A 17,882-nucleotide genomic window follows, 5' to 3' on the forward strand; every position below is an offset into this window, starting at 1 on the left:
ACTCAGAAGGCCTTGCTGACCTGAACGGCAACATTCCAGGCATCCAGATCATAACTGCCACTGAAATGGGCCAGGTTCGCCACCGGCTCGTCATCAACGGTACGCTCAACTTCGTCCACCTTGGACTTGTCGAACAGCAGCACTCCGGCAGCCACATCCACGGCCCAGCCACTTTGGGCATCAGCAAACTGGGTGCCGAGGCTTAGCCACTGACGATCGTCCGAAGGAATCCGGGCCGTTCGGAAATCATCCGGCACCGGTGACTGGTCGTAAGCATATCCCGCTTTCAGAGCCCAGGCCGGTGAAACCTGCCAGATGCCCCCGACATTGAACTGCCAGGTGTCATCCCAGTTCTCGGACACGTGACCCACATAACCATCAGCCCCGTATTTGGCACTGCCCGCTGCCGAGATCGCCCCATTCTGCTCACGGCTGATGATATCCAGCGCAACAAAGCGACTCCATTTCGCCCAGGTTGCACCACCAAGCAGGGTAACCGTATCGGTGACACGATGACGGACACCAAAACTGACGCTTTCGGGGATTTCCAGGGGCACCACAACCTGCTCAGACACATCGGCAATAGTGACCGTCAGACCGCCCGCCCCGAGTGAGGCCTGGGGCATGTTGGTCAGCGTAGCGTCACCATCCAGTTCCAGTTCCGTTCCACTTTGGGCACTGAACCCCAGCTGCGTGCGCTCATTCACTTCCCACAACATGCCGAAGGCAAAGGTAGCCGCCAGGTCGTCCCCCTGGATATCCACATACCCTTCTTCCAGCGCAGGGCCGCTGTAACCCACCTTCCGGAGCCGTGCCTCGCTCTCACTGTAATCCTGGAACTTGCTCAGTCGCCCTTCGGCATACATGAGGTTAACTCCAAAACCCAGGGAAAATCCGTTGCCATCATTAAGCGCAATGGACGGACTCAAGGCGATGGCGGTGAGTTCGGTCTTGTCTGCAAAGTAGCGACCAATGAAGTCATTGTCGTAATCGGCTTTCAGGCCATACGGTGCGTGGACACCGAAGCCAACATCCAGCCAGTCGTTGACTTCGTGGGTGAGGTAAATATTCGGCAGGACAGCAAGGGGGACAAAATCACCACCGTTACCACCGGCAACAGGCTGGCCAATCGAGTCGGTGGCAGCCCCGGTGGGCCCATCCAGCTCGGCCTTGATGTTCAGCATCGCGGCACCAAACGACAGATTGGTACCGGATAGCTGGCTCATGCCGGCCGGATTAAAGAAGACCGTGGTGGCATTTTCCGGATTGGCCGCGGAACCGGCATTGGCAACGCCCATGGCGCTGGCACTCTGTTCGTTCAGTGAGAAGCCACCGGCCAGCAGCGAGGCCGGCGACGACACCAGAACACCTGTAATCAGGCAACGTACGAACTTCTGCATAACTCCCCCCGTTTTGGAACGGCGCGGAGTATACGCAGGCAAGGCCAATGGCCTCAAATGCCAAAACTACTGATTCGGAGTGCGACTCAACTACGACTAACGTCTAACTCGCCGCTCAGTCATCCTGAATGGACAGTTTGTCGACCGTAGACGACAGCTGATCCGGCGTATGGGCATCACTGCCCAGCTTGATCATCAGACGCAGGTCATTGGCGGAATCCGCATGAGCCAAGGCATCTTCATAGGTGATCAGGCCGTCGGAATAGAGCCGGTACAGCGCCTGATCGAAGGTCTGCATGCCGCCTTCGGTGGACTTGGCCATCAGCTCCTTAAGCTTGTGAACCTCACCCTTACGGATCATGTCTGAGGCCAGCGGCGAGTTGATCAGTACTTCAATGGCTGCACGCCGGCCCTTGCCATCAGGGGTCGGGATCAGCTGCTGGGCAACAACGGCCTTGAGGTTGAGAGACAGGTCCATCCAGGTCTGGGCATGCTGATCCGGATTAAAGAACTGGATAATCCGGTCCAGCGCCTGGTTGGCGTTGTTGGCGTGCAGGGTTGCCAGACACAGGTGACCCGTTTCGGCAAACTGCACCGCATACTCCATGGTCTGCTTGGTCCGGATCTCACCGATCAGAATAACGTCGGGGGCCTGGCGCAGGGTATTTTTCAGCGCCACCTCAAAACTCTCGGTATCGATGCCCACCTCACGCTGGGTAACGATGCAGCCCTGATGCTGGTGTACGAATTCGATCGGATCCTCAATGGAAATGATATGGCCACGGCTGTTGCGGTTACGATGACCAAGCATCGCCGCCAGCGAGGTGGACTTGCCGGTTCCGGTGGCGCCCACAAAAATGATCAGCCCCCGTTTGGTCATCGCGAGATCCTTGATGATCTCCGGCAGGCACAGCTCATCGATCTGCGGAATTTTCACCTCAATCCGCCGCAGCACCATGCCGCACAGGTTGCGCTGGAAAAATGCGCTGACCCGGAAACGGCCGATACCACGGGCACTGATGGCAAAGTTACACTCATGGGTCGCCTCGAACTCGGTCCGCTGCTTGTCGTTCATCGACCCATAGACCAGTTCACGGGTCTGCTCCGGTGTCAGCGCATTCTTGGTCACCGGCAGCACCTTGCCATTGACCTTCATGCTGGGTGGAACCCCTGCGGTAATGAACAGGTCGGAGCCACCTTTTTCCACCATCAATCGAAGTAACTTTTCAAATTCCATTACGCTTACCTGCTATGACCGTCCCTGCCAGCTGCTGCCAGCAGGGCCTGTACTCACATAGTTTAGAAATTGTCCGGCATCTTGGCCTTGGCACGGGCCGCTTCCCGGTTAATCAACCCTTTCTGAAGCAGCCGTTCAAGACATTGATCCAGCGTCTGCATACCCAGCGAGCCGCCGGTCTGAATGGCCGAGTACATCTGCGCAACCTTATCCTCGCGAATCAGGTTACGGATTGCCGGGGTGCCGATCATGATTTCATGGGCCGCGATCCGGCCACCACCGACTTTCTTCATCAGTGTCTGGGAAACCACGGCCTGCAACGACTCCGACAGCATGGAGCGGACCATGGACTTTTCTTCCGCCGGGAATACATCAACCACACGGTCAATGGTCTTGGCCGCTGAGGTGGTGTGCAGGGTACCGAACACCAGGTGACCGGTTTCAGCCGCAGTCAGCGCCAGCCGGATGGTTTCCAGGTCCCGCAGCTCGCCCACCAGGATGATATCGGGATCTTCCCGCAGCGCTGAACGCAGCGCTTCGTTAAAGCCCAGGGTATCCCGATGGACTTCCCGCTGGTTGACCAGACATTTTTTGGAGTCGTGTACGAATTCGATGGGGTCTTCAATGGTGAGGATGTGCTCATAACGCGTTTCGTTGATGTAATCGAGCATCGCCGCCAGCGTGGTCGACTTACCGGAACCGGTCGGCCCAGTCACCAGAACCAGCCCCCGCGGCACTGAGGACACATCCTTGAACACTTGTCCCATGCCCAGATCTTCCATGGTCAGCACCTTGGAAGGGATCGTTCGGAACACCGCACCTGCGCCCCGGTTCTGGTTAAACGCGTTAACCCGGAAACGAGCCACGCCAGGCACTTCGAACGAGAAGTCGGTTTCCAGGAACTCCTCGAAATCCTTGCGCTGCTTGTCGTTCATGATGTCATAAATCAGCCCGTGGACTTCTTTATGCTCCATGGGGGGCAGATTGATTCTGCGGACATCGCCGTCAACACGGATCATGGGAGGGAGGCCGGCAGACAGGTGCAAATCAGACGCACCCTGTTTTGCCGAGAAGGCAAGCAGTTCTGTTATATCCATTGGAGTCCTCGGGAGGCTTTTCTTTTATCCTGGTGCCATATGCATGTCCCTCTGCCCACAATCCGGCCATGCCTGCTGCTTGGCATTTTCCGGTGCTGCGGGTAACGTGTTCGCCACATCCTGCACATCCGTGCAGCCCAAGGGCCAACAGATTGACACGCTTTGCGTTTTTGACACTATGAGCAGCATAGCAGACAACATTGAGAGCGTAACCCGACGCATACAAAAAGCAACAATCGATGCCGGCCGCAAACCCGGTACCGTGCGGTTGCTGGCGGTCAGCAAAACCCGCCCGGCAAGCGACATTCGCACTGCCGCCAGCTCCGGCCAGCGGGCCTTCGGCGAGAACTACCTGCAAGAAGCCCTCGACAAGATTGAAGCCCTGTCCGACCTGACAGACCTGGAGTGGCACTTCATCGGTCCCATACAGTCCAACAAGACCCGCCCCATCGCCAATCAGTTTTCGTGGGTCCACAGTGTCGACCGCCTCAAGGTCGCCCGTCGCCTGAATGAGCAGCGTGACCCGGCGCTGGCACCGCTGAATATCTGCCTGCAGGTCAATATCGACCGCGAGGCCAGCAAATCCGGCTGCCACCCGGAGGAAGCCGTCGCCCTGGCCAGCGCGATCGCGGGACTGCCCAATCTCCGCCTGCGTGGACTGATGGCCATTCCCGACCCGCGGCAGGGGGACACGGAGCTCCGCCAAAGCTTCCGTCAACTGGCTCAGCTGCTGGCCACCATCAACGAGCAGCTGCCCCCGGAACAGGCCCTCGACACCCTGTCCATGGGCATGTCAGGAGACCTCGAGAGCGCCATTGCCGAAGGCGCTACCTGGGTGCGTGTGGGTACGGCTTTGTTCGGCGCCCGTGCCAGTGCGGGCTGAGCTCCCGATATCCTGCTATCATCGGCAACAGATTCGAACCTTACCGGAGTAGACCTTGAGCACCTCACCAACCATCTCTTTCATCGGCGCCGGCAATATGGCCAGCGCGATCATTGGCGGCATGCTGGCATCAGGTGTTGATGCCGGACGCATCTGGGCGAGCGCTCCGGATGATGGGCACCTGCAGGCGCTGCGCAACCAGTTCGGTGTCAGCGTGACTACCGACAACCGTTATTGCGCCCAGCAGGGCGACGTGATCATCCTTGCGGTCAAGCCGCAGATCATGGCGGCGGTATGCCGCGACATCGCACCGGTCGTCCAGAACACCCGCCCGCTCATGGTATCCATCGCCGCCGGTCTGGAGTGCGCGACCCTCGACGAATGGCTTGGTGGTGGCCTACCGCTGATCAGGGTCATGCCCAACACCCCGTCCCTGGTGGGCAAAGGTGCTGCCGGCCTGTTCGCCAACGATCAGGTCAATGACACCCAGAAAGCGACCGTGACGCAGATCTTCAGCGGTATCGGCTCAGCGCTGTGGGTTGAGCAGGAGTCCAGCCTGCACACGGTCACCGCGCTTTCCGGCAGTGGCCCGGCCTATTTCTTCCTGATGCTGGAAGCGCTCGAGGGCGCCGCCACCAAAGCCGGCATGAACGCAGAAACCGCCCGTGCACTGGCCATCCAGACCATGGCTGGCGCCGCCGAAATGGCGGCCCGCAGTGAGCACGACCCCGCTCAGCTCAAACGTAACGTTATGTCTCCGGGTGGCACCACCGAACAAGCCATTAACAGCTTTGAAAGCGGCGGCCTGCGGGAGCTGGTTGAACAAGCCGTTCAGGCGGCTTACCAACGCTCGGAAGAAATGGCCAGGGAACTGGCAGGCAAGGACTGAAATCACCTCAGGGGTTGCCTGCCAACCCCTGCGACCCCATATCCCGGGTAACGCTATTTTGAACGGAGACATTGCTGCATGCTGGCGCACATCCTGATCACCGTATTGCAAGTCGCCTCAACTTTTTACCTGACCGTGGTCCTGCTGCGATTTCTGCTGCAGCTGGCACGTGCGGATTTCTACAATCCGATTTCCCAGTTTGTGGTCAAAGCGACCAACCCCCTGCTGCGCCCGCTACGGCGGCTGATCCCCGGCTGGGGTGGCATCGACGGCGCCGCGCTGGTGCTGGCAGTACTGATCCAGGCACTGACTTACGTGCTGATCCTGCTCACGCTCAATAACGGCCTGCCAGCCTTCAACCCCATCACCCTGCTGACCTGGTCGGCACTGACCGTGGTCGGTCTGATCATCAAGATCTACTTCTGGTCAGTGGTCGCCATTGTGGTGGTCAGCTGGATTGCGCCCCAGAGCCACCACCCCGCCATTCAGCTGGTGGCACAAATCACCGAACCGGTGATGCGCCCGGTACGCAATGTGATGCCGCCTCTGGGCGGGCTCGACCTGTCACCGATCGTGGTGTTCCTGATTCTCAGCGTACTGACCGAAGTGGTACAGCGTATGGCCATGGCCGCCGGCCTCAGTGCCATTGGCGTTGGCCTGTAAACCAGTTCACAGAGATACAGGCGGTTACAAACCCATACACGACAACACATTGCCACAGACGAATAGCAAGCTGTTGATTAATAAACCACATCGACTATAAATACAGACAGGAAATCGCCAAACTCCCCAACGCCCGGCAAAAGTGTCCCGGGTAATGGGGAGCAATGTGCAGACAATGCAAGTAATATTTCTGTCATCCTCAGTTAATCTGCGAAGGTCCGTGAAATGAGCAATCTCGGCAGCTTGTCTCAGCAGGTAGAAGCCTACCATTCCTGGAAAAAGGAACTGATCCGCCAGATCAGCCGTTACCGCCTGTGGCTTCAGGACAACGACCTGTTTTCCGACGACATCAGCAACCGCATTCGTCACGGCCTCGAACTGCTGATCGAAGATGAGCTCACCATTGCCTTTGTCGGCGAGTATTCCCGCGGTAAGACCGAGCTGATTAACGCGCTGTTCTTCTCTGACTACGGTCAGCGCATGCTGCCTTCCCAAGCCGGCCGCACCACCATGTGCCCGACCGAACTGTTTTTCGACCGGGCCGAAAACCAGAATTACCTGATGCTGTTGCCGATCGAGACCCGCAGCGGCGACATTTCCCTGCACCAGCTTCGCAAGCAACCCCAGCACTGGGTCCGTCACGAACTTGACGACAGCAATCCGGATGTCATGCGGGAAGTGCTGGCCGAAGTTGCCAAGGTAAAGAGTGTCAGCCCTGGTGAGGCCCGCAAGCTTGGCTTCGAGGAACAGATGCTGGAACCAGACCGGAATAACCCCGGCCAGGTGCTGGTACCGGCCTGGCGTAACGCCCAGATCAGCATCCGTCACCCGATGTTCGAACGCGGCCTGCGTATTCTCGACACCCCGGGTCTGAACGCCCTTGGCTCCGAGCCGGAACTGACCATCAGCATGCTGCCCAATGCCCATGCGGTGATCTTTTTGCTCAGCGCTGACTCCGGCGTGACCGCCAGTGACATGGCGATCTGGAACGAACATATTGATACCGAGCACGCCGATCACCGTGCCGGTCGGTTTGCGGTTCTCAACAAGATTGACGTGCTCTGGGACGATCTGCAGAGCGAGGACCAGACCCAGGAGTCAATTGCCCGTATTCAGCAATACACGGCTGACCATCTGAACATTCGCCAGAGCGATGTTATCCCGGTGTCCGCCAAGCAGGGATTGGTGGCTCAGGTACGCAACGACCGTTCGCTGTATGAACGCAGCAACCTGCCCAACCTCGAACAGCTGATCATCGACCGTATCCTGATTCACAAGGAACAGCTCATCACCCAGAGTCTGATCAATGACCTTCTGGGCATGCTGCAGAACAGTCAGGCGGCCATGCAGCACCGCCTGGGCGTACTGGAAGAAGAGCTGTCGGCCTGCTCAGACACCCATATCGACAAGGATGCCCTGCGCCGTCTCGCCGACAGGGCCCAGCAGGATTACGATTTCTACTACAAGAAGCTGATCACCCTGCGCTCCAGCCGCCGACTGATGCAGTCCCAGGGCGACACCCTCAACCAACTGGTCAGCGAAGCCCGTTTTGAACAGCATGTTCAGACAACCCGCGAGCAGCTGACCAAAAGCTGGACCACCGCCGGCATGAGCCGGGGTATGGATCACTTCTTCGAACTATTGGAGATTGACCTCAGCAACCTTCTCAGTGAAGGCCAGCTCGCCGAGAAGATGGTCGCCGCCATCTATCGTCGCTATAACGAGGATACCCGCGCCCGCCACCTGGAACCCATTCCTCTGCGCGCGGGCCGCCATGTCATCGCCATCCGCGAGCTGCGCAAGAAAGCCAATCGCTTCCGGCTCAACCCGAAGAACCTGCTGACGGAGCAGAGCCAGCTGATTCGCCGCTTCTTCAATGTCATGGTCGCCGAAGCCCGCACCCTGCACGAGCGAGTACGTAAGGACGTCCTGCGCTGGCCGGGTGAGGCCCTGCTGCCGATCATGCAGTACTCCATGGAACAAAAGCAGCTGCTGGAGCACCAGATACGCCGGCTCAAGGACATGGTGCGCACCGATCGCGACAGCAAAGCCGAGCGCGCTCGCCTGGAGGCCAGTATCGCTGACCTGCGCAAGCAGCTGGAGCTGGCTGAGAATATGCAGAAGCAGATCCGCAAACCAGCACCGACCCTGATCCAGCAAAAAGTGGTGAACATCTCAGGCATTGCCTGACCTGGGACACCTTGCGGTTGCAGCCATGCAGGTCGGCCTTTAAACTGCATGGCTGGTTACCGCCCTCTGGTTCATCCTGGCGGGCACGGTTTCCAGACACCTTCTGCTAGGGGTCGTCTGACGCACTCCTAGAGTTTTACGGACTGAACCAGGAAGCCTATCGCGCCGATGCCCGATTCCCTGCCACCGGATTCTGTCGGGATAGTGACCCCGCAGACACTGCATTTCGATTCACCACTCACCCTGGCCTGCGGGCAAACCCTCGACAGCTACGATCTGGTGATCGAAACCTACGGCACTCTCAATGCCGATGCCAGCAATGCGGTACTGATCTGTCACGCCCTGAGCGGACATCACCATGCCGCAGGCTATCACAGCATGGATGACCGTAAACCTGGCTGGTGGGACAGCTGCATCGGCCCCGGCAAGCCTATCGATACCCGGCGCTTCTTCGTGGTCAGTCTCAACAACCTGGGCGGCTGTAACGGCAGCACCGGCCCCAATGCCACCAACCCGAAAACCGGCAAAACCTACGGTCCCGATTTTCCGGTCATTACGGTACAGGACTGGGTCCACAGCCAGGCCATCCTTGCGGACCGCCTCGGCATCGAGTGCTGGGCCGCGGTGGTTGGCGGTTCCCTCGGCGGCATGCAGGCTCTGCAGTGGAGTCTGTCTTACCCGAACCGGTTGCGTCACGCCCTGATCATTGCATCCACCCCGCGCCTGACGGCCCAGAACATTGCTTTCAACGAGGTCGCCCGCAAAGCCATTACCAGCGACCCGGAATTCCATGACGGCCGCTATCACGATTTCGACACCCTCCCCCGGCAGGGCTTGATGCTGGCACGCATGGTCGGCCACATCACCTACCTCTCGGATGCCTCAATGGGCGAGAAATTTGGCCGTGAACTGCGGGATCAGGCCTACAAGTTTGGCTATGACGCCGAGTTTCAGGTTGAAAGCTACCTGCGTTACCAGGGCGAGCGGTTTTCCGAGAGTTTTGATGCCAATACCTATCTGCTGATGACCCGTGCACTGGACTATTTTGATCCGGCCTACGAGTTCGACAATAACCTGGCGGCAGCCCTGACCCAGGCCAGCTGTGAATTCCTGGTATTATCCTTCAGCACCGACTGGCGCTTCTCACCGGCTCGCTCCGAGGAGCTGGTCAACGCCATGATTGCCGCCCGCCGCAAGGTCAGCTATGCCGAAATCGACGCGCCCTGGGGCCACGACGCATTCCTGATTCCGACGCCGCGCTATACCGACATTTTCGGTGCCTATATGGGCCGGGTAGCAAGGGAGGTTGGCGCATGAGGCCGGACCTGGAAATCATTGAACAGTGGATCAAACCCGGCAGCCATGTCCTCGACCTCGGCTGCGGTGACGGCACCCTGCTCGACCACCTTCAGCGGGAGAAACAAGCCAGCGGTTATGGTCTGGAGATCAATCCCGACCACATCACAACCTGCATGGATCGTGGCGTGACGGTGATTGAACAGAACCTGGATACCCAGGGTCTGCAGAACTTTGACGACCAGAGCTTTGACGTGGTGCTGATGACCCAGGCCCTGCAAGCAGTAAGGCGCCCGGACAAGGTTCTCGATGAAATGCTCCGGCTTGGCCGCGAAGGCATCGTGACATTTCCCAATTTTGCCTATTGGCGACTACGATGGTATCTGATGCGCCGCGGCAGAATGCCGGAATCCGAAACCCTGCCGCACAAGTGGTACAACACCCCGAACATCCACCTCTGTACCTTCAAGGACTTCGAGGCCCTGTGCCACCGCAAGAACTTCCGTATCAAGAACCGAACGGTGGTGGATGGCCAGCACCGGGATCGCTGGCTGAGCCGCCTATGGCCCAACATGCTGGGGCAGATCGCGATTTACCGCATCACCCGGCAGGAGGATTGATCATGAACATCACCCTTAGCCGTACTCTCAAACTACTGACCGTGTGCTGGCTGTGCCTGATCGGCAGCCAAAGCCTGGCCGAATCGGTGGACTTTGGCGAATACGAAGTTCATTACAGCGTTTTCGCCAGCACCTTCCTGACGCCGGAAGTCGCAGCCCAGAACAATCTCAATCGCAGTCGTGCCATTGGCATTCTTAACATCAGTATCATGCGGGAGAATGAACTCGGCGGACTCGAGACCGTCAGCGGCCAGGTTGAAGGGCAGGTTCTCAACGATATCCAGCAGAGCCGTTTCCTGGCGTTCCGGCGTATTCAGGAGGGGGATGCGGTCTACTTTATCTCCGAATTCCAGTACCGCTCGGGCGAGATGCTGACCTTTAAGATCACCGCCCGCCCTACGGGCCACCCATCGGATCTGCCGATCCGCTTTGCCCACACCCTGTACAACGATGACTGAGCCGATGCCCATGACCGACACCTCTCAGCCCCTGGTCATTGCCAGCAACAACGCCGGCAAAATCGCCGAGCTGACCGAGCTTCTGGCGCCCCTGAATCTGAAACCCAGGGCGCAGCGGGAGCTCGGGGTCGATGAAGTCGAGGAACCGGCCATCACCTTTGTCGAAAACGCCATTATCAAGGCCCGCCACGCCGCCCGGGTAACCGGTTTGCCTGCGCTGGCCGATGATTCAGGGCTCGCCGTGGATGCCCTCGGCGGCATGCCTGGCGTGCGCTCAGCCCGTTTTGCGGGACCTGACGCCACCGACAGCGACAACATTGATGCCCTGCTGACTGCCCTGGCTGATACCCCGGATGAAGCCCGCAGCGCACAGTTCCATTGCGTACTGGTGTACCTGCGCCATGCCGAGGACCCGACCCCGGTTATCTGCCATGGCCGCTGGCCCGGCCAGATTCTGCGACAGCGACGGGGTGACGGCGGCTTTGGCTACGACCCGGTTTTCTGGGTGGCCGACCATCAGTGCAGTGCAGCAGAACTTTCCCGCGCCGAGAAAGGCCGCATCAGCCATCGGGGCCAGGCTCTTAAGGTGCTGCTGGCCCAACTCGGCGACACCCGCGCAACCTCGTGAACACAACCACCACGACGTTGTCGCCGGCCAGCGTGCCGCTGAGCCTCTACCTGCATGTGCCCTGGTGTGTTCGCAAGTGCCCTTACTGCGACTTCAACTCCCATGCCCTGAAAGATGGCATGCCACCGGAATCCCAGTACCTGGCAGCCATTCACGACGACCTGCAGGCCGATCTGGCGCAGATCGGAAAGCGCACCATCCAGACCGTCTTTATTGGTGGCGGCACACCCTCGCTGATGTCCCCGGAGTTCTACCATCGCCTGTTCGCGGCCCTGTCAGAACACCTCGAATTCAGCCCCGATGCCGAAATCACCCTGGAAGCAAACCCGGGCACCGTGGATCAAGCCCGTTTTGAGGGTTTCCGCCAGGCCGGCATCAACCGCCTGTCCATCGGCATCCAGAGCTTCAACCCCGACCATCTGAAAGCCCTGGGCCGCATTCACGACGATCGTTCCGCTCACCGAGCCATTGAAGCCGCCCGACAGGCCGGTTTTGACAACTTCAACCTCGACCTCATGCATGGCCTGCCCGGCCAGACCGAGGCAGAAGCCATTGCCGACCTCGAGGCCGCGTTGTCCTGGCAGCCGCCGCACCTGTCCTGGTACCAGCTCACCCTGGAGCCCAACACCGAATTCTACAGCCGCCCACCGGCATTACCCGACGAAGACCGGCTCTGGCAGATCTACCTGGCCGGCGCCGACCATCTTCACCAGGCAGGCTTCAGTGATTACGAAGTGTCTGCCTGGAGTCGGCCGGGGCGAGCTTCCCGTCATAACCTGAACTACTGGACTTTTGGGGATTACCTGGCGCTGGGCGCCGGTGCTCACGGCAAGCTCACCCTGGCCGATGGCAGCATCCACCGCTACTGGAAAACACGACAACCGGAAGCCTACCTGGGGCGCATTGGCAGCCGCACTGCGGGCAGCGAGATCATTGAGCGCGAAGAATTACCGCTGGAATTCATGATGAACGTCCTGCGTCTGCGTCAAGGCGTGGAGGAAGACCTGTTTATGAAGCGTACAGGTTTACCGATAGCAACGATTGCGGTATTACTGGACCAAATCCGTGCTGAAGGGCTACTCACCGCCGACCGTCTGCAAACCACAGAGCAGGGCCAGCGTTACCTGAACAGCCTTCTGGAGAGATTCTTGTGAAACATGAACCTACCTTGCCACCACCGCCGCGCCGGCTAAAGCTGGGCGCACTGGCAACGCTGGCACTGTTTGTTCTGCTGGTTGCCATCAATCAGGCGCTGACCACCACTCTCGCACCCAAAGGCATTGTCAGCCTGCAACTGGCAGCGGATGCCGAGCGTACGCTGGCGATTCTGGCGAGCTGGGGCGAAAGCGGTCTGCTTTGGGCTCAGGCCTCGTTGTGGCTGGACTTCCTGTTTATCGGCGCGTTTGTGGTCACCCTGATCCTGCTTACCAACTACCTGTTGGAAGACCGGCCCGGCGTGAGGGAACGCAAGATCGGACACTGGATACGAGCAGCCTTCATCGGTGCCGGCGTCAGCGACATCACGGAAAATGCCTTGTTGCTGAACAACCTGTCGGCACCGACCGATGCCATCAGTGTCACTGCCTCGGTCTGCGCGCTGATCAAGTTTACCTGCCTGATCCTCGGTGCCGCCGGGCTGGTGATCATCCGCGCTGAACGCCGGCACCCGCTGCATTCCTGAGGCACCCGGGCCTTAAGGCCCGGATTGGGCTAGCCCTGCTCAGTCAACCCGTTCGAACAGCAGATCCCAGACGCCATGGCCCAGGCGCTCTCCACGCTGCTCAAACTTGGTGATGGGGCGATGTTCCGGCCGGGGAGCGAACTCGGTTCCGGGCTGGGTATTTCTGAACCCTTCCGCCGCAATCATCACTTCCATCATGTGCTCTGCGTAATTCTCCCAGTCGGTGGCGAGATGGCAGATGCCGCCCACCTTCAGCTTGCTGCGGATACGCTGAATGAACTCCGGCTGCACCAGGCGCCGCTTGTGATGGCGCTTCTTGTGCCAGGGATCCGGAAAGAACACCATGACCCGGTCGAGGCAGCCTTCCGGCAGGCAAAGATCAATGACATCATTGGCGTCAATGCAGTACACCCGGATGTTTTCCAGGCCGCGCTCTTCCACCTCTTTCAGCAACGCCCCAACACCGGGCAGATGCACCTCAACCCCGATGAAATCCTGCTCCGGCGCAGCCTCCGCCATCTCGACCAGCGACTTGCCCATGCCAAAACCGATTTCCAGATTCAGCGGCGCCTCACGGCCAAACGCCACTTTCGGATCAATCAGCCCCTGCTCACGGGTCAGACCGAATTTTGGCCAACTGCGTTCGTAAGCGTTCTTCTGACCCACCGTCATACGCCCCTGCCGTAACACAAAACTGCGGATACCCCGGCGGGTGGTTACTGGGGATTGATCCGACGGGTCTTGCCGGTCTGTCATGTCGTAGTCCTCAAGCACTGGCTGTTCATGGGATATGGCCGCGCAGTTTACCAGAGATCAGCACTCAGGCGGATGCTGCCGTTCGAGTAGCGGCCTGCCGGTCCAGCTTGCGATAACCCAGCGCCTCTACCAGGTGGCGCTGGCTCAGCACCTCGTCACCGGCCAGATCCGCGATCGTCCGGGCAACCCGCAAAATCCGGTGCAGGGCCCGAGCCGACAGCCCCAGCCGCTCAATCGCCTGGGTGACCAACCGTTCACTGGCGGCATCCAGCGCACAGGCAGCGTCCAGCGCCCGCCCGGCCAGTTGGGCATTAACGCCACCACGATCCCGCTGGCGCTGGCGGGCCCGCTCCACCCGCTCCCGGACGGCCGCGCTGGATTCGCCCTCGTGCCCCCGGCCCATGAATACCTCGCCCTGCTGCACCGGCACTTCGACGTGTAGATCGAAGCGATCCAGCAGTGGCCCGGAGATCCGCGTCTGATACCGCACCACCTGCTGCGGCGTACACTGGCATTCGATGGCCGGGTGACCACGGTAACCACAGGGACACGGGTTCATCGCGGCTACCACCTGGAACCGGGCCGGAAAAGCAACTTGCCGGGTCGCACGGGAGATCACAATCTCCCCGGACTCCATCGGCTCGCGCAACACCTCAAGTACCCTGCGACTGAACTCCGGCAATTCATCGAGGAACAGCACGCCCTCATGAGCCAGCGAGATCTCCCCCGGCCGAGGGCTGCTCCCTCCACCCACCAGAGCGGCCGCAGACGCAGTGTGGTGAGGCGCCCGATAGGGCGGCTGACGCCAGCCTCCGGCACGTACGGGCAGACCAGCAATGGAGTGGACACTGGCCACCGCCAGGGCAGCTTCATCGTCCAGAGGTGGCAACAAACCCGGCAGACGACTCGCCAGCATGCTTTTTCCGGTGCCCGGCGGGCCAAACATCAGCAGGTTGTGGCCACCGGCAGCGGCGATCTCAAGCGCCCTCCGTGGCACATGCTGGCCACGCACATCGGCCAGGTCCGGACCATCCTGCGGCCCCCGTTCCATCGGCATCGGTGAAACCGGTGGCAGGCGGGCGGTGCCGGCCAGATGTTCACAGGCAGTCAGCAGGTGCGCCACTGCGAACAGTTTGTCCCCAGCCGCCAGCGAAGCTTCCTCACGGTTCTCTTCCGGAATCAGGACCTGACGATCATGCTGGCGCGCGGCAATCACGGCCGGAAGAATCCCTTTCACCGGCCGCAGGGTACCGTCCAGAGCCAATTCCCCAAGACATTCGACACCCGTCAGGGCATCCGCCGGCAATTGGCCGGACGCGGCGAGGATACCCAGTGCAATGGGCAGATCAAAGCGACCACCTTCCTTCGGCAGGTCGGCAGGCGCCAGGTTGATGGTAATGCGCTTGGCGGGAAACTCGAAACCGGCATTGATCAGTGCACTGCGAACCCGATCCTTGCTTTCCTTAACGCCGGTTTCAGGAAGACCAACGATGGAGAGCGACGGCAGGCCGTTGGAGAGGTGAACCTCAACGGTCACCAGTGGTGCAGATACGCCCAGGCGGGCGCGGGTGTGGACGGTGGCAAGCATGGCTTCCTTCCTTGGATTCTGAATCGAACTGGCCGGAACCCGTTTCCAGCCGCTGACCCGCCCTATCCGTGGGCAGGTTTACATCAGAGAAAAAGCGCTGGGCTATCAGCCCTTGCTGGCAAGCAGCTTTTCCAGTTCGGCAACCCGGACTTCCAGTGCCTCCACCTTCTCCCGGGTACGCAACAGTACGGCTTGCTGGGCGTCGAACTCTTCCCGCGTTACCAGTTCCAGCTTTGACAGAACCGACATGACCGTCGCACGGGCATGTCCTTCAAAATCATCGCGCGCCGCCCGGGCCATATCGGGTACGAACTGGCCAAGCTGGCCTTGAATCTGGGCAAGAAAATCCTGTGGGCCTTTCACATGTCACCTCATTGTCGTGCCGGGACGCCGCTGGTGCTGCGTCCGGGAGTGGCAATATTAAGTTGGGGGGAGTGTAACACAATGGCGACCCTGCCATACTGTTGGCCGGACACCGGTGGGGGAAGCAATGGCGCTGGCTGGCAACCCCGAAACTGCACCACGATAGTTCACGATCCAAAACCGTGCGCTATAATGGAGCGCCCGAACGTCCCATTTTGGAACAGCGCTTTCCCAAGCCATTGTTTCAAAATGTTTTTTTTGCGTTGGCACACACGATGCTAATAGCCTTGTACGCAATCCGCACAATTGGTGTGCGAGGTGGCAGCATCCCGAGTTCAACACCGACCAATCAGGGTCCAGTTGTTGAAGCGGCTTTACCAAGGAGAAACCCATGAAACTTGTGACTGCAATCATCAAGCCTTTCAAGCTGGATGATGTCCGTGAGGCACTATCCGAGATTGGCGTTCAAGGCGTTACTGTCACTGAAGTCAAAGGCTTCGGTCGGCAGAAAGGGCATACCGAGCTGTATCGCGGCGCGGAGTATGTGGTCGATTTCCTGCCCAAAGTGAAGGTTGAAGTAGCCATCGGCGACAACCTGCTGGACCAGGTGATCGAGTCCATCACCAAGGCAGCCAATACCGGCAAGATCGGTGACGGCAAGATCTTCGTGACCGAACTCGAACAGGCGATTCGAATCCGGACCGGCGAGACCGGAGAAGAGGCGGTATAAACCGCTCCCCGGACTAATTACCAGCCAACGCAAAAAAACTTAAATACCTGAAAAGCCTCGTGCGGAGGGCTTCATATGGAAAGCAATATCTTTCACCTGCAGTACGCTATAGATACCTTTTATTTCCTTGTCTGTGGTGCATTAGTCATGTGGATGGCCGCTGGCTTCGCCATGCTGGAAGCTGGCTTGGTACGCGCCAAGAACACCACTGAAATCCTGACCAAAAACGTGGCTCTGTTCGCCATCGCCTGCACCATGTACCTGATTTGCGGCTACGCGATCATGTACGGCGGCAATCTCTTCCTGTCCGGCATGGGCGAAGTTGATGTTGCTGGCGTACTCGGTGACTTCAGCGGTCGCGAAGACGGTTTTGAAGGCGGCTCCATCTACTCTGGCGCTTCCGACTTCTTCTTCCAGGTTGTCTTCGTCGCAACGGCCATGTCCATCGTCTCCGGTGCCGTGGCTGAGCGCATGAAACTCTGGGCCTTCCTGCTGTTCGCAGTGGTCATGACCGGCCTGATCTACCCGATGGAAGGTGCATGGACCTGGGGCGGCGCGTCTGTCTTTGGCATGTACACTCTGAGCGACCTCGGCTTTAGCGACTTCGCTGGCTCCGGTATCGTTCACATGGCGGGTGCTGCGGCTGCCCTGGCTGGTGTACTGCTGCTGGGCGCCCGTAAAGGCAAGTACGGCCCGAACGGCGAGATTCGCGCCATTCCAGGTGCCAACCTGCCGCTGGCCACCCTCGGTACCTTCATCCTGTGGATGGGCTGGTTCGGCTTCAACGGTGGTTCTGTGCTGAAACTGGGCGACATCGCCAGTGCACACTCTGTGGCCATGGTCTTCCTGAACACCAACGCCGCAGCAGCTGGTGGCGCGATCGCCGCGCTGATCACCGGTCGCATCCTGTTCGGCAAGGCTGACCTGACCATGCTGTTGAACGGTGCCCTGGCTGGCCTGGTGGTCATCACCGCTGAGCCTTCAACGCCGAGCGCACTGACGGCAACCCTGTTCGGCGGTCTGGGCGGTATCCTGGTTGTCCTGAGCATCGTGACCATGGACAAGCTGCGGATCGACGACCCCGTCGGTGCCATCTCCGTCCACGGTGTGTGTGGTCTGCTGGGTCTGTTGCTGGTACCGGCTACAAACGGTGACGTCAGCCTCAGCGGCCAGCTCATCGGCGCCCTCACCATCTTCGTCTGGGTCTTCGGTGCCAGCCTGGTAACCTGGGGCGTCATCAAGGCTATCATCGGCCTGCGCGTCAGCGAGGAAGACGAGTACGAAGGCGTGGATCTGTCCGAGTGCGGTATGGAAGCCTACCCGGAGTTTGTCAGCAGCAAGTAAGACAAACCCCGACAAAAAAAAGGCGCCCGATCAGGGCGCCTTTTTTTTGTTCTTGCCGG

The 17,882-nt window shown here is 59.5% G+C and carries 18 protein-coding genes; 12 read left to right on the plus strand and 6 right to left on the minus strand.

The genetic code is table 11. The features are described 5' to 3' along the window. Positions 1 to 2 precede the first annotated feature (2 nt). The 3 genes from BLV11_RS08965 to BLV11_RS08975 form a co-directional block, all read right to left on the minus strand. The gene (locus BLV11_RS08965; protein WP_091812723.1) at positions 3 to 1,400 is read right to left on the minus strand and encodes an OmpP1/FadL family transporter; all 1,398 of its coding nucleotides are present in this window, start codon (positions 1,398 to 1,400) and stop codon (positions 3 to 5) included. Between the two features lie 115 nt (positions 1,401 to 1,515). Further along, a complete protein-coding gene (locus tag BLV11_RS08970; protein ID WP_091812725.1) occupies positions 1,516 to 2,637 on the minus strand; it encodes a PilT/PilU family type 4a pilus ATPase in 1,122 nt (373 codons plus the stop codon). Between the two features lie 62 nt (positions 2,638 to 2,699). Next, complete coding sequence (locus BLV11_RS08975) at positions 2,700 to 3,734, minus strand: type IV pilus twitching motility protein PilT (RefSeq protein ID WP_091812728.1); 1,035 nt, start codon at positions 3,732 to 3,734, stop codon at positions 2,700 to 2,702. Between the two features lie 178 nt (positions 3,735 to 3,912). Between BLV11_RS08975 and BLV11_RS08980 the strand changes: the two genes are divergently transcribed. The 10 genes from BLV11_RS08980 (at position 3,913) to BLV11_RS09025 (ending at position 13,042) form a co-directional block, all read left to right on the plus strand. Continuing rightward, positions 3,913 to 4,617 carry a YggS family pyridoxal phosphate-dependent enzyme gene (locus tag BLV11_RS08980; protein WP_091812730.1) on the plus strand — a complete coding sequence of 235 codons (705 nt, stop codon included), beginning with the start codon at positions 3,913 to 3,915 and terminating at the stop codon, positions 4,615 to 4,617. 55 nt (positions 4,618 to 4,672) lie between these two features. Beyond that, the gene (gene proC / locus BLV11_RS08985; protein ID WP_091812732.1) at positions 4,673 to 5,506 is read left to right on the plus strand and encodes a pyrroline-5-carboxylate reductase; all 834 of its coding nucleotides are present in this window, start codon (positions 4,673 to 4,675) and stop codon (positions 5,504 to 5,506) included. A gap of 78 nt (positions 5,507 to 5,584) precedes the next feature. Further along, entirely contained in the window at positions 5,585 to 6,169 is a 585-nt protein-coding gene (locus BLV11_RS08990) for a YggT family protein (RefSeq protein WP_091812734.1), read from the plus strand. Between the two features lie 225 nt (positions 6,170 to 6,394). Next, positions 6,395 to 8,359, plus strand: coding sequence for a dynamin family protein (locus BLV11_RS08995; protein ID WP_091812737.1), 1,965 nt, complete (start codon positions 6,395 to 6,397; stop codon positions 8,357 to 8,359). Between the two features lie 168 nt (positions 8,360 to 8,527). Further along, complete coding sequence (gene metX / locus BLV11_RS09000) at positions 8,528 to 9,676, plus strand: homoserine O-succinyltransferase MetX (protein WP_091812739.1); 1,149 nt, start codon at positions 8,528 to 8,530, stop codon at positions 9,674 to 9,676. Further along, positions 9,673 to 10,275: a methionine biosynthesis protein MetW gene (gene metW, locus BLV11_RS09005; protein WP_091812741.1), complete on the plus strand. Its 603-nt coding sequence runs from the start codon at positions 9,673 to 9,675 to the stop codon at positions 10,273 to 10,275. The genes metX and metW overlap by 4 nt, the downstream gene beginning before the upstream one ends. Before the next feature lie 2 nt (positions 10,276 to 10,277). Further along, entirely contained in the window at positions 10,278 to 10,733 is a 456-nt protein-coding gene (locus tag BLV11_RS09010) for a DUF4426 domain-containing protein (protein WP_091812743.1), read from the plus strand. A 10-nt stretch (positions 10,734 to 10,743) separates the two neighbouring features. Continuing rightward, positions 10,744 to 11,361, plus strand: a complete 618-nt coding sequence (gene rdgB / locus BLV11_RS09015; RefSeq protein WP_091812746.1) for an RdgB/HAM1 family non-canonical purine NTP pyrophosphatase — start codon at positions 10,744 to 10,746, stop codon at positions 11,359 to 11,361. After that, positions 11,358 to 12,515: a radical SAM family heme chaperone HemW gene (hemW, locus tag BLV11_RS09020; RefSeq protein WP_245725969.1), complete on the plus strand. Its 1,158-nt coding sequence runs from the start codon at positions 11,358 to 11,360 to the stop codon at positions 12,513 to 12,515. Before rdgB ends, hemW begins: the two co-directional genes overlap by 4 nt. Beyond that, positions 12,512 to 13,042 (plus strand): hypothetical protein, encoded by a 531-nt coding sequence (locus BLV11_RS09025; protein ID WP_175528318.1) that lies wholly within the window; start codon positions 12,512 to 12,514, stop codon positions 13,040 to 13,042. The genes hemW and BLV11_RS09025 overlap by 4 nt, the downstream gene beginning before the upstream one ends. Positions 13,043 to 13,081: 39 nt before the next feature. On the opposite strand, the gene trmB is transcribed toward BLV11_RS09025, so the two are convergent. From trmB to BLV11_RS09040, 3 genes are all read right to left on the minus strand, one after another. Continuing rightward, positions 13,082 to 13,798 carry a tRNA (guanosine(46)-N7)-methyltransferase TrmB gene (gene trmB, locus BLV11_RS09030; protein WP_091813211.1) on the minus strand — a complete coding sequence of 239 codons (717 nt, stop codon included), beginning with the start codon at positions 13,796 to 13,798 and terminating at the stop codon, positions 13,082 to 13,084. A 64-nt stretch (positions 13,799 to 13,862) separates the two neighbouring features. Then, positions 13,863 to 15,386 (minus strand): YifB family Mg chelatase-like AAA ATPase, encoded by a 1,524-nt coding sequence (locus BLV11_RS09035; protein WP_091812752.1) that lies wholly within the window; start codon positions 15,384 to 15,386, stop codon positions 13,863 to 13,865. Between the two features lie 105 nt (positions 15,387 to 15,491). Beyond that, positions 15,492 to 15,749, minus strand: coding sequence for an accessory factor UbiK family protein (locus tag BLV11_RS09040; protein ID WP_091812754.1), 258 nt, complete (start codon positions 15,747 to 15,749; stop codon positions 15,492 to 15,494). 391 nt (positions 15,750 to 16,140) lie between these two features. Here BLV11_RS09040 and glnK point away from each other — a divergent pair, with 391 nt between their 5' ends. Beyond that, complete coding sequence (gene glnK, locus BLV11_RS09045; RefSeq protein ID WP_004578958.1) at positions 16,141 to 16,479, plus strand: P-II family nitrogen regulator; 339 nt, start codon at positions 16,141 to 16,143, stop codon at positions 16,477 to 16,479. 75 nt (positions 16,480 to 16,554) lie between these two features. Continuing rightward, on the plus strand, positions 16,555 to 17,823 hold the full coding sequence (locus tag BLV11_RS09050) for an ammonium transporter (RefSeq protein ID WP_091812756.1): 1,269 nt from the start codon (positions 16,555 to 16,557) through the stop codon (positions 17,821 to 17,823). The last annotated feature ends 59 nt before the right edge of the window (positions 17,824 to 17,882 follow it).

The organism is Marinobacter mobilis (genome assembly GCF_900106945.1).
GTDB classification, from domain to species: Bacteria; Pseudomonadota; Gammaproteobacteria; order Pseudomonadales; family Oleiphilaceae; genus Marinobacter; species Marinobacter mobilis.